The 24,808-nt window shown below is 32.4% G+C and carries 21 protein-coding genes; 6 read left to right on the top strand and 15 right to left on the bottom strand.

The window, feature by feature from the left end; translation table 11 throughout:
• Window positions 1-4: 4 nt before the first annotated feature.
• The gene (locus IPO86_05510; protein MBK9727558.1) at window positions 5-667 is read right to left on the bottom strand and encodes a hypothetical protein; all 663 of its coding nucleotides are present in this window, start codon (window positions 665-667) and stop codon (window positions 5-7) included.
• Between the two features lie 1,000 nt (window positions 668-1,667).
• Entirely contained in the window at window positions 1,668-3,182 is a 1,515-nt protein-coding gene (locus IPO86_05505; protein ID MBK9727557.1) for a T9SS type A sorting domain-containing protein, read from the bottom strand.
• Between the two features lie 537 nt (window positions 3,183-3,719).
• Here IPO86_05505 and IPO86_05500 point away from each other — a divergent pair.
• Entirely contained in the window at window positions 3,720-3,908 is a 189-nt protein-coding gene (locus tag IPO86_05500; GenBank protein ID MBK9727556.1) for a hypothetical protein, read from the top strand.
• A gap of 164 nt (window positions 3,909-4,072) precedes the next feature.
• On the opposite strand, the gene IPO86_05495 is transcribed toward IPO86_05500, so the two are convergent.
• Window positions 4,073-4,633, bottom strand: a complete 561-nt coding sequence (locus IPO86_05495) for a hypothetical protein (GenBank protein MBK9727555.1) — start codon at window positions 4,631-4,633, stop codon at window positions 4,073-4,075.
• 700 nt (window positions 4,634-5,333) lie between these two features.
• Between IPO86_05495 and IPO86_05490 the strand changes: the two genes are divergently transcribed.
• Window positions 5,334-7,133: a T9SS type A sorting domain-containing protein gene (locus IPO86_05490; protein MBK9727554.1), complete on the top strand. Its 1,800-nt coding sequence runs from the start codon at window positions 5,334-5,336 to the stop codon at window positions 7,131-7,133.
• 706 nt (window positions 7,134-7,839) lie between these two features.
• Window positions 7,840-9,627, top strand: coding sequence for a T9SS type A sorting domain-containing protein (locus tag IPO86_05485; protein MBK9727553.1), 1,788 nt, complete (start codon window positions 7,840-7,842; stop codon window positions 9,625-9,627).
• 49 nt (window positions 9,628-9,676) lie between these two features.
• On the opposite strand, the gene IPO86_05480 is transcribed toward IPO86_05485, so the two are convergent.
• Together IPO86_05480 and IPO86_05475 are read right to left on the bottom strand one after the other, a co-directional pair.
• Window positions 9,677-10,132: a hypothetical protein gene (locus tag IPO86_05480; GenBank protein MBK9727552.1), complete on the bottom strand. Its 456-nt coding sequence runs from the start codon at window positions 10,130-10,132 to the stop codon at window positions 9,677-9,679.
• Between the two features lie 128 nt (window positions 10,133-10,260).
• Window positions 10,261-11,103 carry an IS30 family transposase gene (locus IPO86_05475; protein ID MBK9727551.1) on the bottom strand — a complete coding sequence of 281 codons (843 nt, stop codon included), beginning with the start codon at window positions 11,101-11,103 and terminating at the stop codon, window positions 10,261-10,263.
• Window positions 11,104-11,727: 624 nt separating this feature from the next.
• Between IPO86_05475 and IPO86_05470 the strand changes: the two genes are divergently transcribed.
• Window positions 11,728-13,515: a T9SS type A sorting domain-containing protein gene (locus tag IPO86_05470; GenBank protein ID MBK9727550.1), complete on the top strand. Its 1,788-nt coding sequence runs from the start codon at window positions 11,728-11,730 to the stop codon at window positions 13,513-13,515.
• Between the two features lie 116 nt (window positions 13,516-13,631).
• On the opposite strand, the gene IPO86_05465 is transcribed toward IPO86_05470, so the two are convergent.
• The gene (locus IPO86_05465; GenBank protein MBK9727549.1) at window positions 13,632-13,982 is read right to left on the bottom strand and encodes a hypothetical protein; all 351 of its coding nucleotides are present in this window, start codon (window positions 13,980-13,982) and stop codon (window positions 13,632-13,634) included.
• Between the two features lie 408 nt (window positions 13,983-14,390).
• On the opposite strand from IPO86_05465, the gene IPO86_05460 reads away from it, so the two are divergent.
• Window positions 14,391-14,579 (top strand): hypothetical protein, encoded by a 189-nt coding sequence (locus IPO86_05460; GenBank protein MBK9727548.1) that lies wholly within the window; start codon window positions 14,391-14,393, stop codon window positions 14,577-14,579.
• 153 nt (window positions 14,580-14,732) lie between these two features.
• Here IPO86_05460 and IPO86_05455 read toward each other — a convergent pair whose 3' ends face one another.
• Complete coding sequence (locus IPO86_05455) at window positions 14,733-15,611, bottom strand: hypothetical protein (GenBank protein MBK9727547.1); 879 nt, start codon at window positions 15,609-15,611, stop codon at window positions 14,733-14,735.
• A 458-nt stretch (window positions 15,612-16,069) separates the two neighbouring features.
• Between IPO86_05455 and IPO86_05450 the strand changes: the two genes are divergently transcribed.
• Window positions 16,070-16,258, top strand: a complete 189-nt coding sequence (locus IPO86_05450; protein MBK9727546.1) for a hypothetical protein — start codon at window positions 16,070-16,072, stop codon at window positions 16,256-16,258.
• A 142-nt stretch (window positions 16,259-16,400) separates the two neighbouring features.
• On the opposite strand, the gene IPO86_05445 is transcribed toward IPO86_05450, so the two are convergent.
• The 8 genes from IPO86_05445 to IPO86_05410 all read right to left on the bottom strand — a co-directional run bounded on the left by IPO86_05445 (window position 16,401) and on the right by IPO86_05410 (window position 24,670).
• The gene (locus IPO86_05445; GenBank protein MBK9727545.1) at window positions 16,401-17,903 is read right to left on the bottom strand and encodes a T9SS type A sorting domain-containing protein; all 1,503 of its coding nucleotides are present in this window, start codon (window positions 17,901-17,903) and stop codon (window positions 16,401-16,403) included.
• A gap of 1,294 nt (window positions 17,904-19,197) precedes the next feature.
• Window positions 19,198-19,815: a hypothetical protein gene (locus IPO86_05440; protein ID MBK9727544.1), complete on the bottom strand. Its 618-nt coding sequence runs from the start codon at window positions 19,813-19,815 to the stop codon at window positions 19,198-19,200.
• 148 nt (window positions 19,816-19,963) lie between these two features.
• A complete protein-coding gene (locus IPO86_05435) occupies window positions 19,964-20,353 on the bottom strand; it encodes a hypothetical protein (GenBank protein ID MBK9727543.1) in 390 nt (129 codons plus the stop codon).
• 2 nt (window positions 20,354-20,355) lie between these two features.
• Entirely contained in the window at window positions 20,356-21,609 is a 1,254-nt protein-coding gene (locus IPO86_05430) for an RHS repeat-associated core domain-containing protein (GenBank protein ID MBK9727542.1), read from the bottom strand.
• Between the two features lie 109 nt (window positions 21,610-21,718).
• Window positions 21,719-21,958, bottom strand: a complete 240-nt coding sequence (locus tag IPO86_05425) for a hypothetical protein (protein ID MBK9727541.1) — start codon at window positions 21,956-21,958, stop codon at window positions 21,719-21,721.
• A gap of 87 nt (window positions 21,959-22,045) precedes the next feature.
• A complete protein-coding gene (locus tag IPO86_05420) occupies window positions 22,046-22,504 on the bottom strand; it encodes a hypothetical protein (protein ID MBK9727540.1) in 459 nt (152 codons plus the stop codon).
• Between the two features lie 359 nt (window positions 22,505-22,863).
• On the bottom strand, window positions 22,864-23,325 hold the full coding sequence (locus IPO86_05415; GenBank protein ID MBK9727539.1) for a hypothetical protein: 462 nt from the start codon (window positions 23,323-23,325) through the stop codon (window positions 22,864-22,866).
• Window positions 23,326-23,329: 4 nt separating this feature from the next.
• Window positions 23,330-24,670 carry an RHS repeat-associated core domain-containing protein gene (locus IPO86_05410; GenBank protein MBK9727538.1) on the bottom strand — a complete coding sequence of 447 codons (1,341 nt, stop codon included), beginning with the start codon at window positions 24,668-24,670 and terminating at the stop codon, window positions 23,330-23,332.
• Window positions 24,671-24,808 lie beyond the last annotated feature (138 nt).

Below are 24,808 nucleotides of genomic sequence, written 5' to 3'. Positions count from 1 at the left end.
TGAATTAATTTGGTTCACAACACATATAGTCAACTTGTAATTTAATACTCATATTGGTACAAAATGAACTACTGCCCTCACAGCATTGGGTGGGAACTGGTGGACTAGTAGTTATATCATAACAAAACATGAATCTTATTTGATAAGGAATCGCGTCCCCAAATACACATTCATCTGGTTTCTTCCTTTCAGCCAAATCCCAAGCATAATCTATTAAAATGTTTTGAGCAGTCGTGTCCAGATATAAATGATGGGTAATATCTCCTAAAAAGGATGGACAAAGATATTCAGTACAATCAGCATACGCACAATATCTCCAAGAATTAATATAACCCATATCCAAATATTCAATTAGGTCTCGAGGAGTAAAAAGATTTTTAAAACAAATAGTGACAAGATCTTCGCAGCCGAGAGGCACTCCTGGCATCGTTCCGCATGGTGGATTTGCATGTTTAATAAGCATACAAACTACAGCTTGTGCATAATCTCCCATATCATCATAATCACAAGGATCTAAAACTTGCCTTGTGCATGAAAATGAAGGGCAACCTGTTTCACAAGTGCCTTCATTATCCGAGCAATCATAGGGGTCTTCACCCGATGCTATCAAACCATCGACTGTTGGATTTAGATTATGTACGTCGTCAAAGTAATTTGAACTTTTCACTAAGTAGTGCTTCTAATTAATTCAAAGCTAATTCTTTTTGCTTATAATTTTTAATTTTAAAAGGATATTATTTTTCATATTCAATTTTTCTATCCCTAATACATTGTGGTTTAATTCTTTCTTTTATAATGAATTTGGCACGGCCAAAATACACATCTGCAGGAGTTAAATTCTCTAGTGATTCATGGTATCTTTCATTGTTATAAGTTTCCACAAATTTTTTAAAGCTCTTTCCAATTCCTCAGGGCAGTATTAATTATCAAGTTTTACGACGTTTTTCATTGTCCTATGATATCGTTCAATCTTGTCTTGCGTTTGAGGATGGAATGGTCTTCCATGTATCTGGTCCATACCATAGCTCTTTTTCAAATAATCTTTTAAATCAGAAGTTATATAGCAAGAGCTATTGTCTGGAATAGCCCCCTATTAATCAGACAATTTATTGTTCTAACAATTAATTCTTATACTTAGATTTCTTGAATGAAAATCGATAAAATGTATAATTTTTTTAATTATTCTCATTGGATTTTTGCAAACCAGAATACTGTCCGATACATAATTAATCATTAGGGTTTTGTTCAGATAGTTGTAAATTATGTACGAGTTTCACAACTTCACCACTTTGTCATTAGTAAATATGTTTTCTGAATTACGCAAATTCAAAGTTGGAATGACTTTAGCCCATCAATACATGAACCAATAGGATGATGATATTAAAAGTGCTGTACTTGGTAATGCCGGAACTGTTATTTCATTCCGCATTGGAACAGAAGATGTTATGTATGACAGAACGTTTCCGCCAATAGGCGGATGGAGCACGACAGTGCTGCAAGTGATGGAACAGTGTGAATTGCGATAAATTAAGCTAATCAAAATGTATCCTGAATTTGATGTGGAGGATTTTATTAATCTTGCGAATTACAAGATTTATTTAAAGCTGTTGATTGATGGGAAGCCGAGTAGACAGTTTAGTGCTTCAACGCTTTCAATATAAATGTCCTCAATTTAATACCCACTTAGTAGATTGGACTAACTTATGATCTCTGTAAAGTTGAACAAAATATAAACCACGATTTAAGAAATTTAATTCAAAGTTCCATTGTTTTTTATATTGCAATAGACTCTTTTTAAAAACTATATTTCCGGAAATATCTATTAGATGAACCTCTAACGATTTATTATTGTTAAAATTTTGATTTACAATTTGCAATATTCCATCCGAGGGATTTGGATAAATCTTGAAGGGCAGTTTCGAATTAAAATCATTTGTTGCAGTCAGACTATCACAAATACTTCCCTGCTCGACTCCAAGATCAAAATTGGCGAAGTTAGGCAGTCCAATCCCATTATAAACCGGTAATTCTATAGCTCGATGCTGAAAATCACAGTCTAATCCACGCTCATTTGGCTTATTAATTGCATGTAAATAAATATTACCGGATATACAACTAACATACATTTTATTATCTGGTGCATTTTGAATATCGTAGTAAGCTGTAGAAAAATATTTATCATAAATAAATCCATCCCATTTTGCTACTTGAATGAATGAATGCTCAATATCATTTGATTCCAAGTCATATTGGTAAATATTTGTAGTTGATATAACATACAAGTATTTACTATTTGGAGAGAAACAACTGTTAATCGTTCTAAACGAATCTAAGTCTGGTATTGAATATTGATTAAAGTTGCTTATCTCTCCTGTACATCTATCGAAATCCATAATTTGCAAGTGATCTTTAAGGGATGTTCTTACTAGCTTTTTACCATCATAAGAAATAATTAAATTTCCATTATCAGTTCTATCAATTAAAGAAACACCAATTGCTTGTGGAGTAAATTTTACAAATCCAGTATCTGTTAACAAGACTTTATAATAGATAGAATTCCAATAATCGTGATTAATGATCCACCAAAATTTTCCATTGGCGTGTTTACAAACTGCCATCTGGCTTGGCACAAAATTACCTTCAAGAATAACTTGATTTTTAGTTAACACTTTACCCAAGCCACCATTTTCTTTTGTAGCTATTAATGTATAATATAATTTATCTGAATAGAAAAGATTTAAATTACTATCCCAAATCTTCCTTTTATGAATTAAATAAATTAAATCCTGGTTTCCTTCTATAGTCAAAAAGCAAGATGCATTTGCTATGGGATAAAATGCTCCTTGATAGTCATCCCAATACGTTCCTGGATTCAAAGTATCACCATTATCAATGATTTTATGTTCTTTGTTTCCTAAGTTAAAGCCATCAAAATAAAATAGAAGATTTCCAAATTTATTAGAATAGGATGCATTTTCAAAGCCCATATAAAATCGATGGCCTCCTTGAGTTGGTATGATCGAAAGTGTATCTTGAGTAAAATTTAAAAGTACTCTTCCATATATTGATGGCTCTGAAATGTTGTTATAGCCAATCACCCAATTCATGTTCTGACGTTGTGCATTTATGCTAAGCTGAAAGATTGCAATGTAAAACACAAGTTGAAATATTTTACTAATCATGGAGCAAATATTTTATCTATTTTGCTTGAGCAGTCAAGAACCTGGTATTTTATTAAATAAATACCTTCGGGCAAATTTAATCCATTTAGAGGACTTCTCAAATCAAAGTTACCTGTGCTTGGTAAATTTAATTTGAGGTTACCTGTCAGATTGTAAATATTAATCGACTGGAGTTTTGAATAATCAATAAACCAATCCTTATTTATCTCGAGTCTATGGTCAAATATATTTAAATCGCCAGCATAAAGTGGACCAAATATAACTAAAAACTTGTTAGTGTTTCCAAGATCAACTAAATTAACAAATTATGGAAACAAAGAAAAAACAAAGCACAGAAAACTTCATTAAGAAACAAAGGTTCAATGCGAATTTTTAGTTATTATTTTCATTGGTTTTTTGCAAACCACAATATATTCCGATACATAAATAAGCATTAGGTTTTTCTCCTGATAGTTGTAAATTATAGACGAGTTTCACAACTTCACAACTCTATCCTTGGTCAATTTGTTTTCTGAACTATTTAAGTTCAAAGTAGGTATGACATTAGCCCATGAATACATGAATCAACTTGATGATGATATTAAAAGTGCTGTGCATGGTAATGCCGGAACTGTTATTTCATTTAGAATCGGAACAGAAGATACTATGTATGACAGAACGTTTCCGCCAATAGGCGGATGGAGCACGACAGTGCTGCAAGTGATGGTACAGTGTGAACTGCTTTAAATTAAGCTAATCAAAATGTATCTTGAATTTGATGTTACAGATTTTATCAATTTACCCAATTACAAGATTTATATTAAGCTTATGATTGATGGGAAGCCGAGTAGGCCTTTTAGTACTAATACAGCTAATTGCCTATAATCACTATGTAATGTTATGTAAAAGTTTTAGTATTTATCTAATCTTGATTTGCCACAATCAAAGTTATTAATTGTTTCAACTTCGTTAATATTACCTTCCGGATATACATGCTTTAAGTGAATACTTTTTTGTTGCCATTCATAAACTATTAATCTATCATTATATTCCGAGTGACGATAAAAATCATCTTTATACTTAAATAAATTTTCCTTGTTTGTAATATCAGTTTTCTTATAGAAACTAATAAAAAATTGGTGATAAGTTTCGAATTTCATTGTGTCTAACAAATTACAAACAAAACTATCTATTTTTGGCCCGATAGTTTTAACATTTGTAACTCCAGAAACTAAATAATAATCCATTCTTACATAATTCAGTTGATTAGTATCTTTATTTTTTACTTTAAAGCTATCCAACCTGCTTAAAAAATCGAAATATTCAAAGCTTAAAAATTGATTCTCATTTTTATGTTTATTCCAACTAAGACTATTGCAACTCAATAAGATTAAAAAATATATTAATAGTTTTAGATTAAATTTCTTCGTATGACAACATACACTAATTAATATTTCCAGAAATAGTTGCATTAACTCTAATTTTTGTAACAAACGGAATATGGTCATATTTATATTGTAAAACATACCAAGAAGCAAATCCGCTATGTGTTATTAAAATACTTTTTGAACTAAATTTCTTCATATAATTATTAAATTATTTATTAATACTAATACTAATAAGTATATAGATGAATATTGGGAAAGTAAAGGAATGAATCAACATATTTGAACCATAAACGGCTTGCTGACTTTATATCTTAGGTATGTTTATATAAAGTAAATTAGCAAAGATGAAATCAAAAAAATTAATGCTCCTCCTTAAAGCTCTAATGGCTTTGGTGGCAGTCTGGATAGTATTTATTTTATGTGTATTCTTTTGTGGATTGATAGGTAAGTTTATTATGTTTACAACACTGTTTGCTTCCCTTTTTGGTTTTGCCATGCTTATGGTGATACTTCACTCCATGAAAGAGTTTATGAAAATCTATCCTGATTAAATTACATTCAGCCTGCGGAATTTTTCTGCGGGCTGTTTATTTTTATGTATTTTTGGAGAAAGGATTAGGCCAAGAATAGCAGTGTACAAGTGTAATAATTTATAGTATAATGAATTGAAACATGTATCTTTGAAAAATGGATTCTAGGTTTTGAAAAAATATGGTTTTTCAGCCTTCCAATTTGCTTGGAAGTTTGAGATAACCATATTTTATAACCTTTTAAATCTTATATCATGAAAAAATTATTTCTTCTTTTAACGCTTGTTTTTAATTTCATTCTCGCTACAATTTCTTTTGGTCAAAAGAATGACTTTAAATGGTTGCTCGGATATTCAACATGGAACCCCATTGACACTAACTGGGGTATCACGATAATAGATTTTGATACACCAGATGGAAATCCTGTATTTCGATACGATAGTGCTAAAAAAATTCAGTTTGCTATTACATCTGCAATAATTTCTGATGATGACGGAGAATATTTGTTCTCTTGTAATGGATCTTATATTGAGGATTCTTCAGGACATTTAATGCAAAATGGAGATCAACTTTCAGATGGTGCTAGGAAATATAATGATATTGGAGAAGTTGCCCTTCAAGGCGCTTTGATTCTGCCATATCCATGTGATAAATCGAAGTATATTCTATTTCATACCCTAGAATCTTCTTTACCAGATTATGGGATAACAAATCCGGAGTATTTCTATTCAATTGTTGAACTATCCTCTAATTATCCTAAGGGAAAAGTAATACATAAGAGAAAAAGTTTTCTAAGAGACACACTCGCTGAAAATGTATCAGCTGTTAAACATGCGAACGGCAGAGATTGGTGGATAGTTATTTCCGAAGGCAATCATATCGGATATTATGTCTATCTACTTTCTGACAAAGGATTAGAATTAATGTCAAAGCAAACCTTTGAAGGTTTCAGAGGTAACGGTGGATTTGGATTATCTTTTTTCAGTAATGACGGAAAGTATTTCGCAACAGCTGTATCAGCAGGAAGTAGTCTTGCACTTGCTTGGAATTATTTGTATTTTTTTACTTTTGATCGTTGTACTGGCAAGTTAGGAGACTTAACATACAAGCGATTCCCTTATCAACCCACCTGGGGTACCGGTTGCTCTTTTTCAACTGATTCCAAATTGTTGTATGTTGCTACCGCAGATACAATTTACCAATTCGAGATTTCTGGTAATGAATTAAAAAACCAGAGAAAAATAGCTGGTTATGATGGTTATGTCGAATTAGTTGCCCCTCCAAATTCAGGATATTTAACTGAGTTTGGAATGCTTCAACTAGCTCCGAATGGAAAAATTTATGGAATGCTACCTTTGGGTTCTTATCGTTCTCTTGATGTTATTAATAATCCCAATCTTATAGGTAAGGATTGTGATTTTAAACCGCATTCTGCTTGGTCACCTACAGTTAAGACAGCTATTCCAAGTTTTCCAAATTTCCGACTTGGCCCAATTGATGGAAGTAGTTGCGATACTCTTGGCATCAACAATGTACCTTGGTGTTGGTGGAGTTACAATCAGGATACAAGCGATTACTTGAATTTTGAATTCACCGATCTGAGTGCTTATGAAGTTGAACAATGGTGTTGGGATTTTGGAGACCCTGCTAGTGGAAATACCAACACGAGTATGGAGAAGAATCCTATGCATGAATTTTCTACAAATGGTGTTTATACTGTTTGTCTTATTGTGAAGAATAAAAACGGTGCAGATACTTTGTGCCGGACTATTAAAATCGGAAATGTAGTTTCTACTGAAAATCAAAAATTAGAGGTAGAAATAAATGTCTTTCCAAATCCATGCAAAGATTACTTAGTAGTAAATGTTTTGGAATACAATCCAGAGAAAATGTTATTGAATTTGTCCAATCAACTTGGACAGATAGTTTTAGCACAAAAGCTTTATCAGGGAAGCAATGTGATAGGAATGAAAGAATATGAAAAAGGTGTTTACTTCCTTTCAATACAGGAACAGAATTCCCTATTGAAAAAAGAAATTATCATTAAGAATTAAATTAAACGTTCAGTTTAAAGCGGATGAGCAACCTAGTTCATTCGCTTTTTTTTATTTCAAAAATTGTCACATTGTCATTTTATACAGTCTTGACAAACTCTAGCGGGCGTAGTGTTTGGGTTTCCGAACTAATAATGTTCCATGCACTCGTAAAAACAAGTATAGCAGAACTTCGTAAATTTACCATCAATAATAATTGAATTATAAAGCTTGCTTGACTTTGTATCTTGGATATGTTTATATAAAACAAAATTGCAACCCATGATCATTAAAAGTAAACATTTAATGGTGCTACTAAAATCCTTTATGGTTTTAGTGGTCCTTTGGACAGGTTTTGTTTTATGCGTATTCTTTCTAGGGCTTATCAGTATGATTATTATGTTAGTCGCACTGACAGCTTCACTTTCTAAGCTGGTGGTGTTATTGATAACTATTCATTCTACAAAGGAATTCATGAAAATCTTTCCAAATTATTAATTTCAGCCTGCGGAATTTTTCTACGGGCTGTTTATTTTTAGGTGCCTTTGAAGAAAGGATTATGCTAAGAATAGCAGTGTACAAGGGTGATATTTTATAGTATAATCAATTGAAATATGTATCTTTGAAAAATGGATTCTGGGTTTTTAAAAAATATGGTTTTTCAGCCTTCCAATTTGCTTGGAGGTTTGAGATAACCATATTTTTAAACCTTTTAAATCATAATATTATGAAAAAGTTATTTCTACTCTCAATTTTTACTTTCGTTTGCTTGTATGTAGAAGCTCAAAAGCATGACTTCAAATGGCTATTGGGATATAGTTTCGCAGACAACCCTTTGGATACAGGCTTTGGCTCTAGTATTATGGATTTCAACACAGCTGATGGCAATCCAATCTTTTACGAAGAAAAATACAAGAAGATTGATTTTTCGACAAATTCAGCCAATATATGTGATTCAGATGGTAATTATCTTTTTGCTTTCAATGGAGCATTTGTCGAAGGCCCAACTGACAAATTAATGCAGAATGCTGATGCACTAAGTAATGATGGTACTAAATACCCAGAGCTTGGAACTGCCCAATCACAAGGATCTTTCATTATTCCGTATCCCGAAAAATCCAATCAATATTTGCTTTTCTTTGTTGACTACGATTACATTCAGAATTACGGATTAGCCAATACTGGCCTCTGGTATTCATCTATTGACATGACTAAAAATAATGGTGAGGGAAAAATGACTGGAAGAAGAATCTCCATACTAAAAGACACTCTTGATGACGGTTGTTTGATTGGTGTAAAACACGCAAATGGACGTGATTGGTGGATAATTGTATCAGAAGACACGAGGGTTGGTTATTATATTTACATCGCTTCTCCTGCAGGTGTTAAGTTCCATAAATACTTTTTATTTCCCGGAATTAGAAATAGAGGTGAAAGCGGTCAAGCATTTTTTTCAAACAATGGTGAATACTTTGTAAGCGCATTAGACGATCATTTGGTAAGGCGTAGATATAGTATTAATTTTTTCCAATTTGACAGATGTGAAGGAAATCTTTTTAACTATCAGCTTATTAAGCTCGGAGAGCAAGATGATTGGTCTGCTGGGTGCTCATTTTCATCTGACAATCGATTCTTGTATGTGGCTGGAGTTGATAATCTTTATCAGTTTAGTATAAAAGATAATAAACTAACTGACCAAAAGTTAATTGCCCAATATGATGGTTATAAAGAACTTCATCCTGTTAATTGGCACATACTAACAAAATTTGGGTTAATGCAACAAGCTCCGGATGGCAGAATATATAATTCATCTACCAATTATACTTTTAATGCCCTGCATATAATTAACAATCCAAATGAAGAAGGCGTATTATGTAATTATGTACAGCATGGTATTAGTTCCACAAGTCCGAAATCTTGTATACCGAACTTTCCAAATTATCGACTTGGACCAATTGATGGAAGTGGCTGTGATAGTCTGGGTATCGACAATATTCCATGGTGCCATTGGAGATACAATCAAGATACAGTTAATTATCTCAACTTTGTATTTACAGATTTGTCCGCTTATGAAGTAGAAATTTGGTGCTGGGATTTTGGAGACCCTGCAAGTGGTAGCAATAACACGAGCATGGAGAAGAATCCATTGCATAGATTTTCTGCGAATGGTATCTACAGTGTATGCCTAATTGTGAAAAACAAAAATGGTGCAGATACTTTATGTCGGACAATCAAGATTGGAAATGTTGTTTCTACTGAAAATCAAAAAATAGGTATAGAAATAAATACACTTCCGAATCCATGTAAAGATTTTCTGGTTGTGAATGTCCTCGATTACAATCCAGAAAAAATGGTGCTTCATCTCTACAATCAACTTGGGCAAAGCATCTTAACACAGAAGCTTTATCAAGGAAGTAATATCATTGATACAAGGCCATTATCTTTCGGAAGTTATTTTCTTTCAATAGAGGAGAACAACTTGCTTCTCAAGAAGGAGATACTAATTAAGAGATAGGTATTAAAACAGAACTTGTTGGGAAACTGGCGAGTTTTTTTATTCAACTTTATTTTTTAATTTGTGAATTGTCTTCTGAAAAAGCTGGAGTTTTTGATTTTTTAGAAATTTGATAAGCACTGTTTACTATAGTTATTTCATAATCATAATAATCAATTCCTTCGGTATTTATTTCCTTCCCCGTTTCTGTACTAATACTTCCTGTAGGGAGTTTAAAAAACACTCCCACCTTTACGACAACCATTGATCCTTTAAGATTTATTATAATTCTGTTTTTATCTGGCTCAAAGACGCTGTAGTTTGCAAGAGGTTTAAAATCGTTTATGAGGCTAGAATAAATCAAGTTCCAGATTTCACTTTTTGCATTTTCATCCAATTTCAAAATAGCTTGTTTTTGCTTTGTACTATTTTCATGGATAAAATAGTATGTTCCTCCACCTACTACCAAAACCGCTATGATGACTAAGACCATTAAAAAATGGGTAATACTTATCTTTGGATTCATATTATTATTGTAGCAGATAAAAATACAAAGTGTATCTAAGCATTTACCTTTTAAAAGCAATGCTTTCTTGACTTTGTATCTTGGATATGTTTATATAAAACAAAATTGCAACCCTGATATTCCGCCCGTCATTGCATAATTCCGCGAGAGCGGATTTTTTGTTTTTTAAATAGTTTTTTCTCTTGCATCAATTCATTTGGAGTTTTCCATTTAAATTTTTGTTTGGGTGTATTGTTGTATTTTTCCACTATATCTTTAATGAATTTCTCTGAATACATTCCGATATCAGTTTTCTTTTTAATATACTTTCTAATATATCGATTCATGTTCTCAACTCCAGGCATTTGCCACGGAGCATGAGGATCACAAAAGAATGTTTGTATTTTTAAATTACGATGTAAACGATTTTCTTGTCCGTTGTCGAAGGTGATTGATTTAGCTTTTACATAACCAAGCATCTCTCTAAAAGCCAGAAAAGCTGTGTGTGGTTTTAGATTTGGAACTTTTCTCACATCACCATACATAGTCTTTAGATTGTGTATCACAATGAGGGCCACCTTGCTTTTCTTTGATACCATGGCATCACCTTCGTAATCAAATACGGTGAGCTTTTTACGCTTGGAAATATTGATTCTAAATGGAATTAATTCTTTTTTTACCTTCTTTCTCCCTCTCTTTTTTCTGCCATATCTCTTGTATGGTAGATGTTTGCAATATCGCTGTCCATACGAGCTGTAGAGCCAATCATAGATGGCTGTCTTAGACGCGTAGAATGCTTGCTTCTCTTGCTTCATCCTACCTGATATGGCAAGTGGTGGTAGTCCTTCTTTTAACTCTTTAATGACATACCTTTCTAATTCTTTGTTCCTATGGATTGCCGAGAATTGTAATCTTGCATTGTGTGTTTTTACATATGCTTTGTGATGTGCTTTCTCTGGAATATATTTTCCACGCACCAAACGATTCTTCAACTCTCTTGATATTGATGATTGATTCTTACCTATACAATCCGCTATCTCCCATTGAGTATATCTTTTTCTCTTTAACAGAAATATCTCATCTCGATGTATTTTTTTTATTCGTTCAAACTTTTTTTTGCTTTCATAAATTCATAATACATTTATGCAATACAAAACGGAAATTCAGACCCATGATCATTAAAAGTAAACATTTAATGGTGCTACTAAAATCCTTTATGGTTTTAGTGGTCCTTTGGACAGGTTTTGCCTTGTGCGTATTCTTTCTTGGGCTTATCAGTATGATTATTATGTTAGTCGCACTGACAGCTTCGCTTGCTAATCTGGTGGTGTTATTGATAACAATTCATTCCACAAAGGATTTCATGAAAATCTTTCCAAATTATTAATTTCAGCCTGCGGAATTTTTCTACGGGCTGTTCATTTTTATGTATTTTTAGAGAAAGGATTAAGCCAATAATGGAACTGTACAAGTGTAGTATTTTGAATTATAATCAATTGAAATATGTATCTTTGAAAAATGGATTCTAGGTTTTCTTGAAAATATGGTTTCCTAGCCTTTCAGGCTATTTGGAAGATTGAGATAACCATATTTTTAAACCTTTTAAATCTTAAAATATGAAAAATCTTTTACTATTATTACTCATTCCTATTTTCATAGGAAATCTCTACAGCCAAAAAGAAGATTTCAAATGGCTATTGGGATACAGTCACCGGGATAATCCTTTAGATACTGCATGGGGTTCTACCTTTCTAGATTTTGAAACTCCAGATGGTAATCCGTTGATGTATTATGATGGGTACAAAAAAATTGATTTTCATGTTACATCAGCAAATATATGTGATCATGAAGGCAATTATTTATTCTCGTGCAATGGTGTAAGTATAGAGGACTCTTCAAATCAATTGATGAAAAATGCTAATCAATTAAATGGCGTTGATAATTATCCTACTGGTGAGTCTATTAATCAAGGAGCTTTAATAGTTCCTTATCCGGGTTATGCACAAAAGTATATCGTGTTTCATAAGACAGCTGGTTTGTATCAAAATTACGGTGCATCCTGCAATGAACTGTTATATTCAATTGTGGAGTACAATAGCAGTAATCCTTTGGGTAGTGTTATAAAGCGAAGAGTGAGTCTTGTTAAAGATACGCTTGACGATGCATGTTTAACTGCTACAAAACACGCAAATGGAAGAGATTGGTGGGTGATTGTTTCCGAAGGAAACAATATAGGTTACTATATTTTTCTCTTAACAAAATACGGAATCAATCTTCATCATAAGCAAGTATTTGTTGGGAAAAAAGAGGGTGGAGGTTTCGGGCATTCCTTTTTCTCAAATAACGGAAATTATTTTGCCACTTCCACTTCATCTGATAACCGACAAATTCAATATGATAATCTGTATTTTTTCACTTTTGATCGATGCTCTGGTATGCTTGATAATTTAAGCTACGTCCAATTGCCCTTCCAGGAAACATGGTCAACGGGATGCTCCTTTTCTCCGGATAACAAACTAATTTATGTAGTTACAGCTAAAAATCTATATCAGTACTCGATATCAGATAAAAGTTTAACTAAAAAGGAATTGATAGCACAATATGATGGCTATGCAGAATTAGTGGTACCGCCTAGTTCATTTTGGTCTACTTATTTTGGAATGTTGCAACAAGCCCCTGATGGAAGAATATATGGGGCAGGTGTATCAAGTTCTTGCAGGTCAATTGACGTAATTGACAAGCCAGATGAAAATGGTCTCAATTGTAGCTTTAAGCCTCATTCCTTAAAGTCAATTACAGTAAAAACAATTCTACCTAGTTTTCCTAATTATAGACTTGGTCCAATAGATGGAAGTATATGTGATACTCTTGGGATAGATAATATCCCTTGGTGCCACTGGCGGTACAATCAAGATACAGTCAATTACTTAGACTTTCTGTTTACTGATTTGTCTGCGTATGAAGTAGAAACTTGGTGCTGGGATTTTGGAGACCCTGTAAGTGGTAGCAATAACACGAGTATGGAGAAGAATCCATTGCATAAATTTTCTGCGAATGGTATCTACAATGTATGCCTAATTGTGAAAAACAAAAATGGTGCAGATACTTTATGTCGGACAATTAAAATCGGAAATGTAGTTTCTACTATAAATCAAAAGATAGCTGTAGAAATAAATACCTTTCCAAACCCATGCAAAGACTTTCTTGTTGTAAATGTTGTTGATTACAATCCAGAAAAAATGATTTTGCGTCTTTATGATGAGCTAGGTCAAAATGCACTTATTCAAAAGCTTCGTCAAGGCAGTAATGTTGTTGATGTTAAGTCTTTGTATTCAGGAATTTATTTTCTTTCTATTTTAGAAAAAGGAAATGAAATTAAAACTGAAAGTATTTTGAAAAATTAGGAAACAAATAATCGGGTTTTTAACCTACACCCTGTCAATTTTGACAGGGTGTTTTTATATAAAAAAAACACTTCCGACAAAGTTGCCAGAAGTGAAGTTAAATTCTATTTAATCCCCTAAATATCAATAGGAGAAAAATCAATGTGTTCCCTTTTTTGCATATACTCCTTAATGAGTTTTGGAGTGGCGTATATAATAAGCAGAAGCGTACCAAAAACTGCGTTCATTATTCCTGTAATGAAGGAAATTTTTTGCAGATAATCCTGCTTAATTAAATATCCAAAAATCACAGAAAAGCAAATTAATAAAACCAATACCCTTATCCCCTCGACAGTGTAGTTCATTTTGTATAAGGCTACACATAATCCCAGATGGACAACGATTTGCAAAATTAAGGACTCAATAGATGGGAATAAAAAGCCTGAGACTCCTGTTAAGGCAATCAATAAATAAAACAAGATTTTCATTTCAATGAATTTAATTTAACAATAATATTTCAAATAATATATCAATAACAAGATACCATTTGGAAATCTGTTAGTCAAATAAAAGCAGTTCAATCTATATGTAAATCGTCAGCATAAAGTGGACCAAATATAACTAAAAACTAGTTAGTGTTTCCAGGATCAATTAAATTTACAAATTATGGAAACAAAGAAAAAACAAAGCACAGAAAACTTTATTAAGAAACAAAGGTTCAATGCGAATTTTTAGTAATTATTTTCATTGCTTTTTTGCAAACCAGAATACTGTCCGATACATAATTAATCATTAGGGTTTTGTTCTGATAGTTGTAAACTATGGACGAGTTTCACAACTTCACCACCTTGTCATTAGTCAACATGTTTTCTGAATTACGAAAATTTAAAGTAGGTATGACATTAGCCCATCAGTACATGAATCAACTTGATGATGACATTAAAAGTGCAGTGCTTGGTAACGCCGGAACTGTTATTTCATTCCGAATTGGAACAGAAGATGCTATGTATGACAGAACGTTTCCGCCAATAGGCGGATGGAGCACGACAGTGCTGCAAGTGATGGTACAGTGTGAACTGCTTTAAATTAAGCTAATCAAAATGTATCCTGAGTTTGATATGGAGGATTTTATTAATCTTGCGAATTACAAGATTTATTTAAAGCTGTTGATTGATGGGAAGCCTAGTAGAGCGTTTAGTGGGGAGACAATAAAATAATAATAAGAAATAATATTTATCTCATTTATCGGAATTCTTTTCCATTTCATTGATATAATTTACGTCTTCTTTTAAAGGTGGTAGATGATATATACTTCTCCTCTGATTCAAATTTTTAGCATCCTCAATTGGGTATAGCTCTAACTTCATGCTAACATTATTATATTTAAACTGAGTGCCATAAATCTGTCTCTTGCCTTTATTCATTAATATTCGATCAACTAAAAAAGGATAACATCGTTTATCCAATTCGTTTTTAGTACTCGCATCTTCTATGAGGTGAAGATATTTTTCCTGGTAAGTTTGCGGGGCATGGAGAATAATATCAAATCCTACATTACAAATATTAGGTCCAACTAATGTTTTACCAGGATAGCCAAATTTATTAATAATTAGTTCTAATTCATGTTGATTTAAAGAATCTCGTTTGTTTTGAATTGACCACAATTGTAATGCTTTAATATTTTTCTTATCAAATTGTCGAGAACCATAAAGTGAGTCGAGGTGGCTCCTTATTTCCTGATCATTAACACTCATTGTTAATAATTTTGACTGTAGATCCTTATTAATTAAACTTAATATACTATCACACTTCCTTCTTACCATCTCATAACTTGTTTTATCAATTGCAGAATATAAATCATACACAGCTTTCACAAATATATTATGCTGCAAGCTGTCAAATAATAACCAACATTCCTCTTGAGGATAATGCTCAATACTTAAGTTCAAGTATCTAAAGACTGTATCTGGTGAAGCATAAACATGAGCATAATTAGCGGCTATATTATTCAAAGTGTAATCTTGCTCATTATTACGTAACTCTAAAAAACCTCTAATTAAGTAGCTTCGATAAAATAAGGAATCATCAATTGAAACATTTCTAGTCCTTTTCGGCATCCATAATTCTTGACCTGCACATTTAATGAGTGAAATTAGTAAAAATACTACCGAAAGTAAGAGATTAATTATATTCATCATAATATTTTAAAAACTCGTTTACTAATGATCTAATTTTTCAATTAATAAAACAATTCCATATCCGGCAACTGTAAATCGTCAGCATAAAGTAGACCAAATATAACTAAAAACTAGTTAGTGTTTCCAAGATCAATTAAATTTACAAATTATGGAAACAAAGAAGAAACAAACCACAGAAAACTTCTTTAAGAAACAAAGGTTCAATGCGAATTTTTAGTTATTATTTTCATTGCTTTTTTGCAAACCAGAATACTGTCCGATACATAATTAATCATTAGGGTTTTGTTCTTATAGTTGTAAACTATGGACGAGTTTCAAAACTTCAAAACTTGTCATTAGTCAATATGTTTTCTAAATTACGCAAATTCAAAGTTGGAATGACTTTAGCTCATCAATACAAGAATCAATTAGATGATGATATTAAAAGTGCTGTACTTGGTAATGCCGGAACTTTTATTTCTTTTAGAATCGGAACAGAAGATGCTATGTATGACAGAACGTTTCAGCCAATAGGCGGATGGAGCACGACAGTGCTGCAAGTGATGGAACAGTGTGAACTGCGATAAATTAAGCTAATCAAAATGTATCCAGAATTTGATGTTGAGGATTTTATTAATCTTCCAAATTACAAAATCTACTTAAAACTCATGATTGATGGGAAGCCGAGTAGGGGGTTTAGCGCCGTTACTTTATCAACCAAATGAAGCACTAAATCTTCACAAATTTAATTTGATGGCAATTATTAGATTTATCTAATAATTTTAAAATGTAAGTACCCGAATTTAATAATGATACATTAATTATGTTGCTGTTTTGATTATACACAGATAAAAGTCGACCGTGAATATCATATACAAAACATTGCTCAATAAACTCAGTCTTTCCAATTAATTCCAATGAGCTGGTAACAGGATTACTTTTCAATACAAATTTAAGAAATTCTAGCTTAGGTTCATCTTTATTGTAAGTAATAATCATAGGTTCGGTTTTAATCAAAATTGCATCTTCATGCGCAACTCCGCCGTTTCTCGTTCTCTCGTATTTTGATACACCGTAAGTAATTATGCCTCCATCATTTGCTTTGGCAATACCGAAACCTCCGAAGTCGGTATAATACCCTTGATGACCACTGGTGCCCGATGAATTCCTAAAATCAAATAGTTTTATCTCCTTTATGATACTGTCTTCACCAAGTTTGATGATTGCAATGTCTTCACCGCGTTTATCTGAATTTGGATGAATAATATAACCAGATAGAAAAAAATCATTGTTTTCACCCAACAAAATCCCAGACAATCTTTGCTCAGGAAAAATATTTATCTTGTATTCTTTTAGCACGTTTCCAGTAAAATCAGATATCAATAGAATTCCTCCTTCATGAATTCCTCCTACTATATAAATGGTATCATTTTTAATAAGGATATCTCTCGCGGAACCATAGGACACGTATGGACTTACCGTCCACTCTATTTCCAATGAATTGCTTAATTTATAAAATTGAAACCCTGAACTATCATTTTTTAAAGAAGTACAAATAAATTCATTATTACTAATTTCTTTAATAGCGCGAACACCTCGTGGTAAAACAACTGCTTTCTTAGAAATAAAATTATACTCTTTATCAAAATAATAAAAATAATAATTCTCCGAAGGGTAATCCCAAAGAATAATCAAAATATTTTCATTAATGAGCTTCAATACATGCTTAATATTAAAATTGAATTCATCAATAGTAATTGGAAATGAATGTATAGAGCCGATATTACCTAATTCGTTAAGGGGAATAAAAAGAAGAAAAGGTTCACCTGATAAAGTATCACTGGCTTTATCAACTAATAAGAATGAATTATTTGAGATCGACAATGCGTTATTTCCTATAGGCTCAGTTAAATAAGAACTACTTTTGGCGATACGATTGTGTGCAAGTCGGAATCTATCAATTACTTTGTAAATTATTTTAATTTCTGAATTTCCACAATAATCAAATACTTCAAAGATTGGAGCATTGAATGTCGTATCATCAAAAAATCCTCTCACAAATCTGCTTCCTATTGTTATAATTTTATCTGAATTACTTTGAGGATAGATAAACTCTACGTAGTCTTGAAAAAATGTGTCGTTAGAAATCTTAGCAAATGAACAATCTTGACTTTTAACGATTGAAAAGGATAACGATTGAAAAAGGATTAAGATAAAAAGTATATACTTCATAATTATGAATTTTTTAAGCAAAAATGGCATAAAAACCAATAAGAACCAAATAAAAATAAGTAACTGAAAAAGATGGGTAAATCCATTATAGTCAACTGAATTTACCCATTGAACAGTAATGTATGTCGTCAAAGTAATTTGAACTTCTCACTAAGTAGTGTTTCTAATTAATTCAAAGCTAATTCTTTTTGCTTATAATTAATAATTTTAATAGGATATAATTTTTCATATTCAATTTTTCTATCCCTAATACATTGTAGTTTAATTCTTTCTTTTATAATGAATTTGGCACGGCCAAAATACACATCTGCAGGAGTTAAATTCTCTAGTGATTCATGGTATCTTTCATTGTTATAAGTTTCCACAAATTTTTCTAAAGCTCTTTCCAATTCCTCAGGGCAGTAATAATTATCAAGTTATATTACGTTTTTCATTGTCCTATGATATCGCTCAATCTTGCCTTGCGTTTGAGGATGGAATGGTCTTCCATGTATCTGGTCCATATAATAGCTATTTTTCAAATAATCTTTTAAATCAGAAGTTATATAGCAAGAGCTATTGTCTGGAATAGCCCCCTATTAATCAGACAATTTATTGTTCTAACAATTAATCCTTATACTTAGATTTCTTGAATGAAAATCGATAAAATGTATAATTTTTTTAATTATTATTCTCATTGGATTTTAGCAAACCAGAATATATTCCGATACATAAATAAGCATTAGGGTTTTGTTCTTATAGTTGTAAACTATGGACGAGTTTCAAAACTTTACTGCGTAATCTTTGGTCATTATGTTTTCTGAATTACGCAAATTCAAAGTTGGAATGACTTTAACTCATCAATACATGAACCAATAGGATGATGATATTAAAAGTGCTGTACTTGGAAATGCCGGAACTGTTATTTCTTATAGAATAGGTACAGAAGATGCTGTATGAAAGAACGTTTCCGCCAATAGCCGGATGGAGCACGACAGTGCTGCAAGTGATGGAACAGAGTGAACTGCGATAAATTAAGCTAATCAAAATGTATCTTGAATTTGATGTTGAGGATTTTATTAATCTTCCTAACTATAAAATTTATTTAAAACTTATGATTGATGGAAAGCCGAGCAGGCCATTTAGTGCGATTACGACAATGATTGTTAAATAGGTTTATAATTCCTATTTCTGAATAATCACTAACTACACTCATTTGTTTCACTTTTAATACTAACCTATTACAGGCATCAAAGCGAACTCTACTTAAGCAAAATTCTCTTCTTTCGTTCATAAATAAAATAAGATGGTTCTACTATAGTTCATCAAGACAACATGCTGAAACATCACAAGGATAATCTAAAAAATTATCGTTTTGCTCAGGTAAAAGGAAACCACAAATGGAATCATTCTTAATATTTCTACAACCCCAGGCACTTGTTGAATCAATACTGCAGGTATCTAGTCCAAAAGAAGAAGCAATTCTAATATTTCTAGTATTCCAATTAATATCATCAGCTTGTTTGCATCGAAGAACACAATCAATAAATGTTTCTCCATAATGATTGTATCCATATCGTGAATAAAAACAAAGAGTTTTAATTGCTGCAGTATGTGGTATGCAAATAGTATCCCCCCAGGTATTAAATACTACAGTTGAATTGCTTACATATACATTGGGCGAAAAACCATTAGAGCGAAGAAACCAAATTAATGTGTCAGCGCAATTATTACAATCGTGAATTCTTACCACCTTTAATTGGCATTGACAACAAGAATCAAATAGTATTTCTGCTGCCTGGTCATGTAAATATTTTTCCGATCCTTTAAGATTGGCATCGACAACAAAATCAGATGGAACTTGCTTATCCTCAGGCAGGCAAGAATAAACAATAATCGTTGTGAGAATTAAAAAATAAAAGAGAGATCTCATAAAGTAATTTTTATGGTGATTAAATTTTTGACAATAGCTAAAAATTATTTACAAATTAAACTGTTATAGTTGCCAGAAAGAGATTAAAATCTAAAACGCTTTTTATATTAGATTTGATTCTTAAAATGATAACAAAAAATTTATTCACTTAATTATGCATAGGTTTTTTCATTAGTTGAATTAAACAAAATATTGGAATTATAAAAAATAATAAACTTAAATAATATATGATTTCAGTTTTTCTTTTTGGGTACACAAAATGGTCAATTTCTCTTAAATATTTTAAAGTAATATTTTCCTTTACTTTATATACTCCTTCAATACACTCATTTTTCGAAACCTTCACAGAATAAATTTTATCATCATACTTGACATACAAAAAACACTCTCTTCCCAATACTGGTTGCTCGGCTATTTCAACAGTGATTAAATTTCCATCTATCATTACTTTATGATCAAAGGAAGCTTCTCTATAAAAATAGATTGCAACAAAAATGAAGAATAAAAAATACACTAAATATGCAATTCTGCTTCGCATTATTATTTATTTTCCAAAAGCGGCAAAACAACCCTAGTATTATCACTTGCAATTTCTACTGGCTTCATCATATACATTCCTAATCCATTTGGCTTTAATTTATCTCTGAATTCATCTGATGTTTTTTGCAAGGCGTCTCCAATTAAACTACCAGATGCTGCATTTGATAAATTTGCAAAACTCAAATCACTTTTAGCTAATCTAATTTTATTTTCTTTTCCAATTCGTTGAGACCTATTAAGTGCATTTTCTTTTATTTTAATGTTAGAATTATTAACAACTTTAGATTGATTACCTAAACCACCTAAGGCTATATCTGAAATTAGTTGGGTTGCAGAGATGCTACCACTCTGTACTACTTGCTTTGTTACTGATTCAGATGCATCAATAGTAGTATTAAGTGCAATCTGACTAAATTTGCCTAACTTAGCAAGAGATGAAACACCACCACTTAGCATACCTGCTCCACCAGAAATAGTAGCTGATGAAAAAGAAAAATTCTCAAATGCTGGTTTACCCTGAATTTTATTTGATGCAATTTGGATAATTGCATCTGAAACAAAACCTATGATAAATCCAGGTAAACATTGCGGACATCTACCGTCAGGATCATTATACTTAATAGGATTACTCCAGAACGATGCATATGGCGACTTATCCACTTGGCTAGGGTAGAATTTCAATGGATCTACGCTCAAAAACCTACAAACCCTCGGATCATAAATCCTATATCCATAATCATAGCTATTGAATGCTCCTTTAGTTTCATCGTCTTTTTCTTTTCCGTTGAATGCATATTTGTAATAAGAAGTAATATTTGCTTTATAAAGCTTATCATAAATCGGCATTCCATAGGGTAAATAATCCTGTGCTGTCAATACATCTGGATTCCAGACAGTTACTACCTGCCCAGCTGTGCCAGATCCCAATCGTCTATCCGTTATTGTAGAATAGACATTACCCAAATGATCCGTAAGCTCATATATTTTTTTACCCATTGAATAGTTTCTTACCACTCCTGCACTTCCAAGTCTCGCCGTAGCATACATAAAACTATCCACTTTCATGTTTCCCAATCTTTCACTTCCGTATAATTTTATATCCTGCAGCCGGACATGTGCATAACTTCCCCCACTTGTTTGTTTTACTTTTTGATACGTACTAAGCACATTTCCTTGTGCATCGTAAATATAATACGTCAACGTGTCTAAACTTCCTCCGGCATAGTTTATTTTTTTCATTACGCGATGATCCATGGCATCATATTCTGATTGAGATTACTCTCACTAAAAAGAAGTTCAAAGATTTCTTTAATAAAAATGTGGCTATGCTGTAAATGAAATAAGCCTTGCATTTCTGCAAGGCTTATTTCATTTCTCGGTATCTATCTTCCCATTTTTTACTATCGGAATAATAAATTTTAGACTCTCCTAATGTAGTTCCAAATGATACTGTATAATGAATACTATCCTTTCTTTCGTAATAAATAGGTGGGTCGGACTCATTTTTTATAGCTATACCAATAGCGGATAATGATGTAGGAAGTTTATTATTATCTTTCTTGTATTTCTCAATTTTTTCTATAAACTCGTTACCCTGTTGCATTAAACTTCTTTCTCGGTTGCTCTTACAACCAAATAAACTCAACAAAAAATATACCGCTATAATTAAACTAACAAATGGCTTCATAGGTTATGGATTATCCTTTGTGTAAACAGGTTTTGTGGAATGATTTGTTCTTGAATGCTTTTCTGTCGGTTCAACCATTGGCAGACTATTATAATTAGGGGCTTTATCGGGCATAGTAGCTTTCAAATTATTGTTTAAATAATTTTGAATTTGCTCACCTAAGCTTAATTTACTTTTTGGGTCAAAATAATTAGCACCAAAATCAGCCGCAAATTTATCAGTTGGTAAATCTTCATAACTATAAGAAGACCATTTCGCAAATAATTTATCTCCCATTTCTTGATGATAGCCACCTTGAACAGCTTCCCCTACTGGATCCATCATAGAACTTGAAATTAAATTTTTCGGAATTTCAGAATATGGGATACCTGCATCTTTCATTGATTGTACTAAACTTTGTGCCTGTGGTTTTTCTTCTTTGTACTTATATGCTGTACCTGCATAGAACATAAAGTGTGACATATCCATCCAGCCGCCTTTTTCAGTATAGATATATCTATCGGCTTGAAGGTTAAACGGTGCTGTTGTTGCAGGTCTAGGTTTCCTGCCACTCCAGTCTATTTTTGCTAACCTACGCATAGCATCTTGAGCATTACCGCCAGTTAATGTCCCCATTCGCGTACTGGTATTATTCAAAAATGCAATAAAACCACCAACTGTGCCTGCTTGTGGCTTTATTGGCTCTTGCCCATCGGGATCCATTAAGAGTATTGGATTATTTAAACAAAAAGCATATGGACTCCAAGCAGGAAACTTACTTGCTTTCGGGTCAACAACATACCACTATTAATATTCCACATCATAGTAGATGAACTTTTTCATCAAGGTAAAGATATAATTTTCCCTGGAACCATAGGTTGATTTAGCTCTTCAACTTTCACATATAAATTTCGAAATACAGTTATTAATTCCTGTGCCTTAAATACACTCATAGCAACCACGTGCTCAATCGTTGTATCTTTATCTTTAAGTTTAACAAAAATAACAGTTGTATGGCCTTTTGTGAAACTATAATATACAGAAACTTTTTCTAATTCTTGAAGATAATATTCATAGTGCTTTGATTTATAAAATGGGCGATATATTAATTTTAGTGACAATTCATTTAATTCAATAAGTGCAATATCTTTTAAATCTAAAAATAATATCACAAACATTACTATTGTAGCACAAATTACAAAAACGGGGTTGCTTTGGATGCCATAGGTTAAAATTAAAGCAATCCCTGCAATTACTATGATATGACTTCCATATGTATAAGTCAATTTAAAAGTCCTTGCCATTTAATTATTTTTTAGGCTTATCTTTTGAAAATAACTTTGGCGTTTCAAATATCAAATCCTTAATATCACCAATATTACCAATATTGCCATGCTTGTCTTTTACTGATTGACGCAAACCAAGCACTGAATTAACAGTTGAATTTATCGCAGCTCCTTTTACTCCTAATCCACTTTCAATTGCATCGAATCCAGTTAAATCATCTACTAAATCATTAGCATCATTGGCCATCCCATACAATATTACTCCTTTACCCAAAGCTTTTGCCCCTTGAATTGCAGCACCACCTTCAACTAATGAAAGCACATTAATTATTCTGGAAGCAGCATTCATTGCTTGTTCAGCCCCTTCTTTAGGATCACTCATTTTTGTTGGATCCATTCCTAAAATATTTCCCACAGCATTTGCAAATTTAACATGGGTTTCTTGTTTCTTTGCCGTAACTAAAGCTGCTTTTTGAATACCGAATTCTTTATCATTATAAGTAGAAGACCCAGCTTTTTTATTATCAATAGAAAATGTTCCATCTTTGTTTGAAACAATTTTATTACTGCTAAACCATCCTGTTCGTATACCTTCAAGTTTAGCATAAGCTTTTGCTTCTGCCTCAGTTTCAAATTGTCCATCTGGATCAATCATTCTTATCGGATTGTTAAACCCATAACGGTAAGGATTCCAACTAGGTGCTTGGCTTGCTAACGGGTCAACACTCAAAAATCTACATACCCTAGGATCATACATTCTATATCCATAATCATAACTATTAAACGCCCCTTTGGTTTCGTCGTCCTTTTCTTTACCGTTAAATGCATATTTATAATAAGATGTACTGGTTGCTTTATACAGTTTATCATAGATTGGCATCCCGTAGGGTAAATAATCCTGTGCTGTCAATACATCGGGATTCCAGACAGTTACCACTTGCCCTGCTGTGCCCGATCCCAATCGTCTGTCAGTTATAGTAGAATATACATTACCCAAATGATCAGTAAGTTCATATCTTTTTTTACCCATTGAATAGTTTCTTGCCACTCCTGCACTTCCAAGTCTCGCGGAAGCATACATAAAACTATCCACTTTCATGTTTCCCAATCTTTCGCTTCCATACAAGTTTATATCTTGTAACTTTACATGCGCATAACTTCCCCCACTCGTTTGTTTTACTTTTTGATACGTACTTAAAACATTTCCTTGCGCATCGTAAATATAATACGTCAACGTGTCTAAACTTCCTCCGGCATAATTTATCTTCTTCATTATCCGGTGATCCATCGCATCATACTCATACTTTATCCGCTGGTTATTCGATTTTACAATACTGTCTACCTTTCCATATGCAGTCCACATGTCAAAAGAAATGTATCCTGAATTTGATGTTGAGGATTTTATTAATTTACCAAACTATAAAATTTATTTAAAGCTGATGATTGATGGCAAACCAAATAATCCATTTAGTGGTGTAACAATTCTGAATTAATTGCTAAA

Source organism: Saprospiraceae bacterium (genome assembly GCA_016717265.1).
Classification (GTDB): Bacteria; Bacteroidota; Bacteroidia; order Chitinophagales; family Saprospiraceae; genus Vicinibacter.
This window is presented reverse-complemented; position numbering and strand designations above follow the sequence as displayed.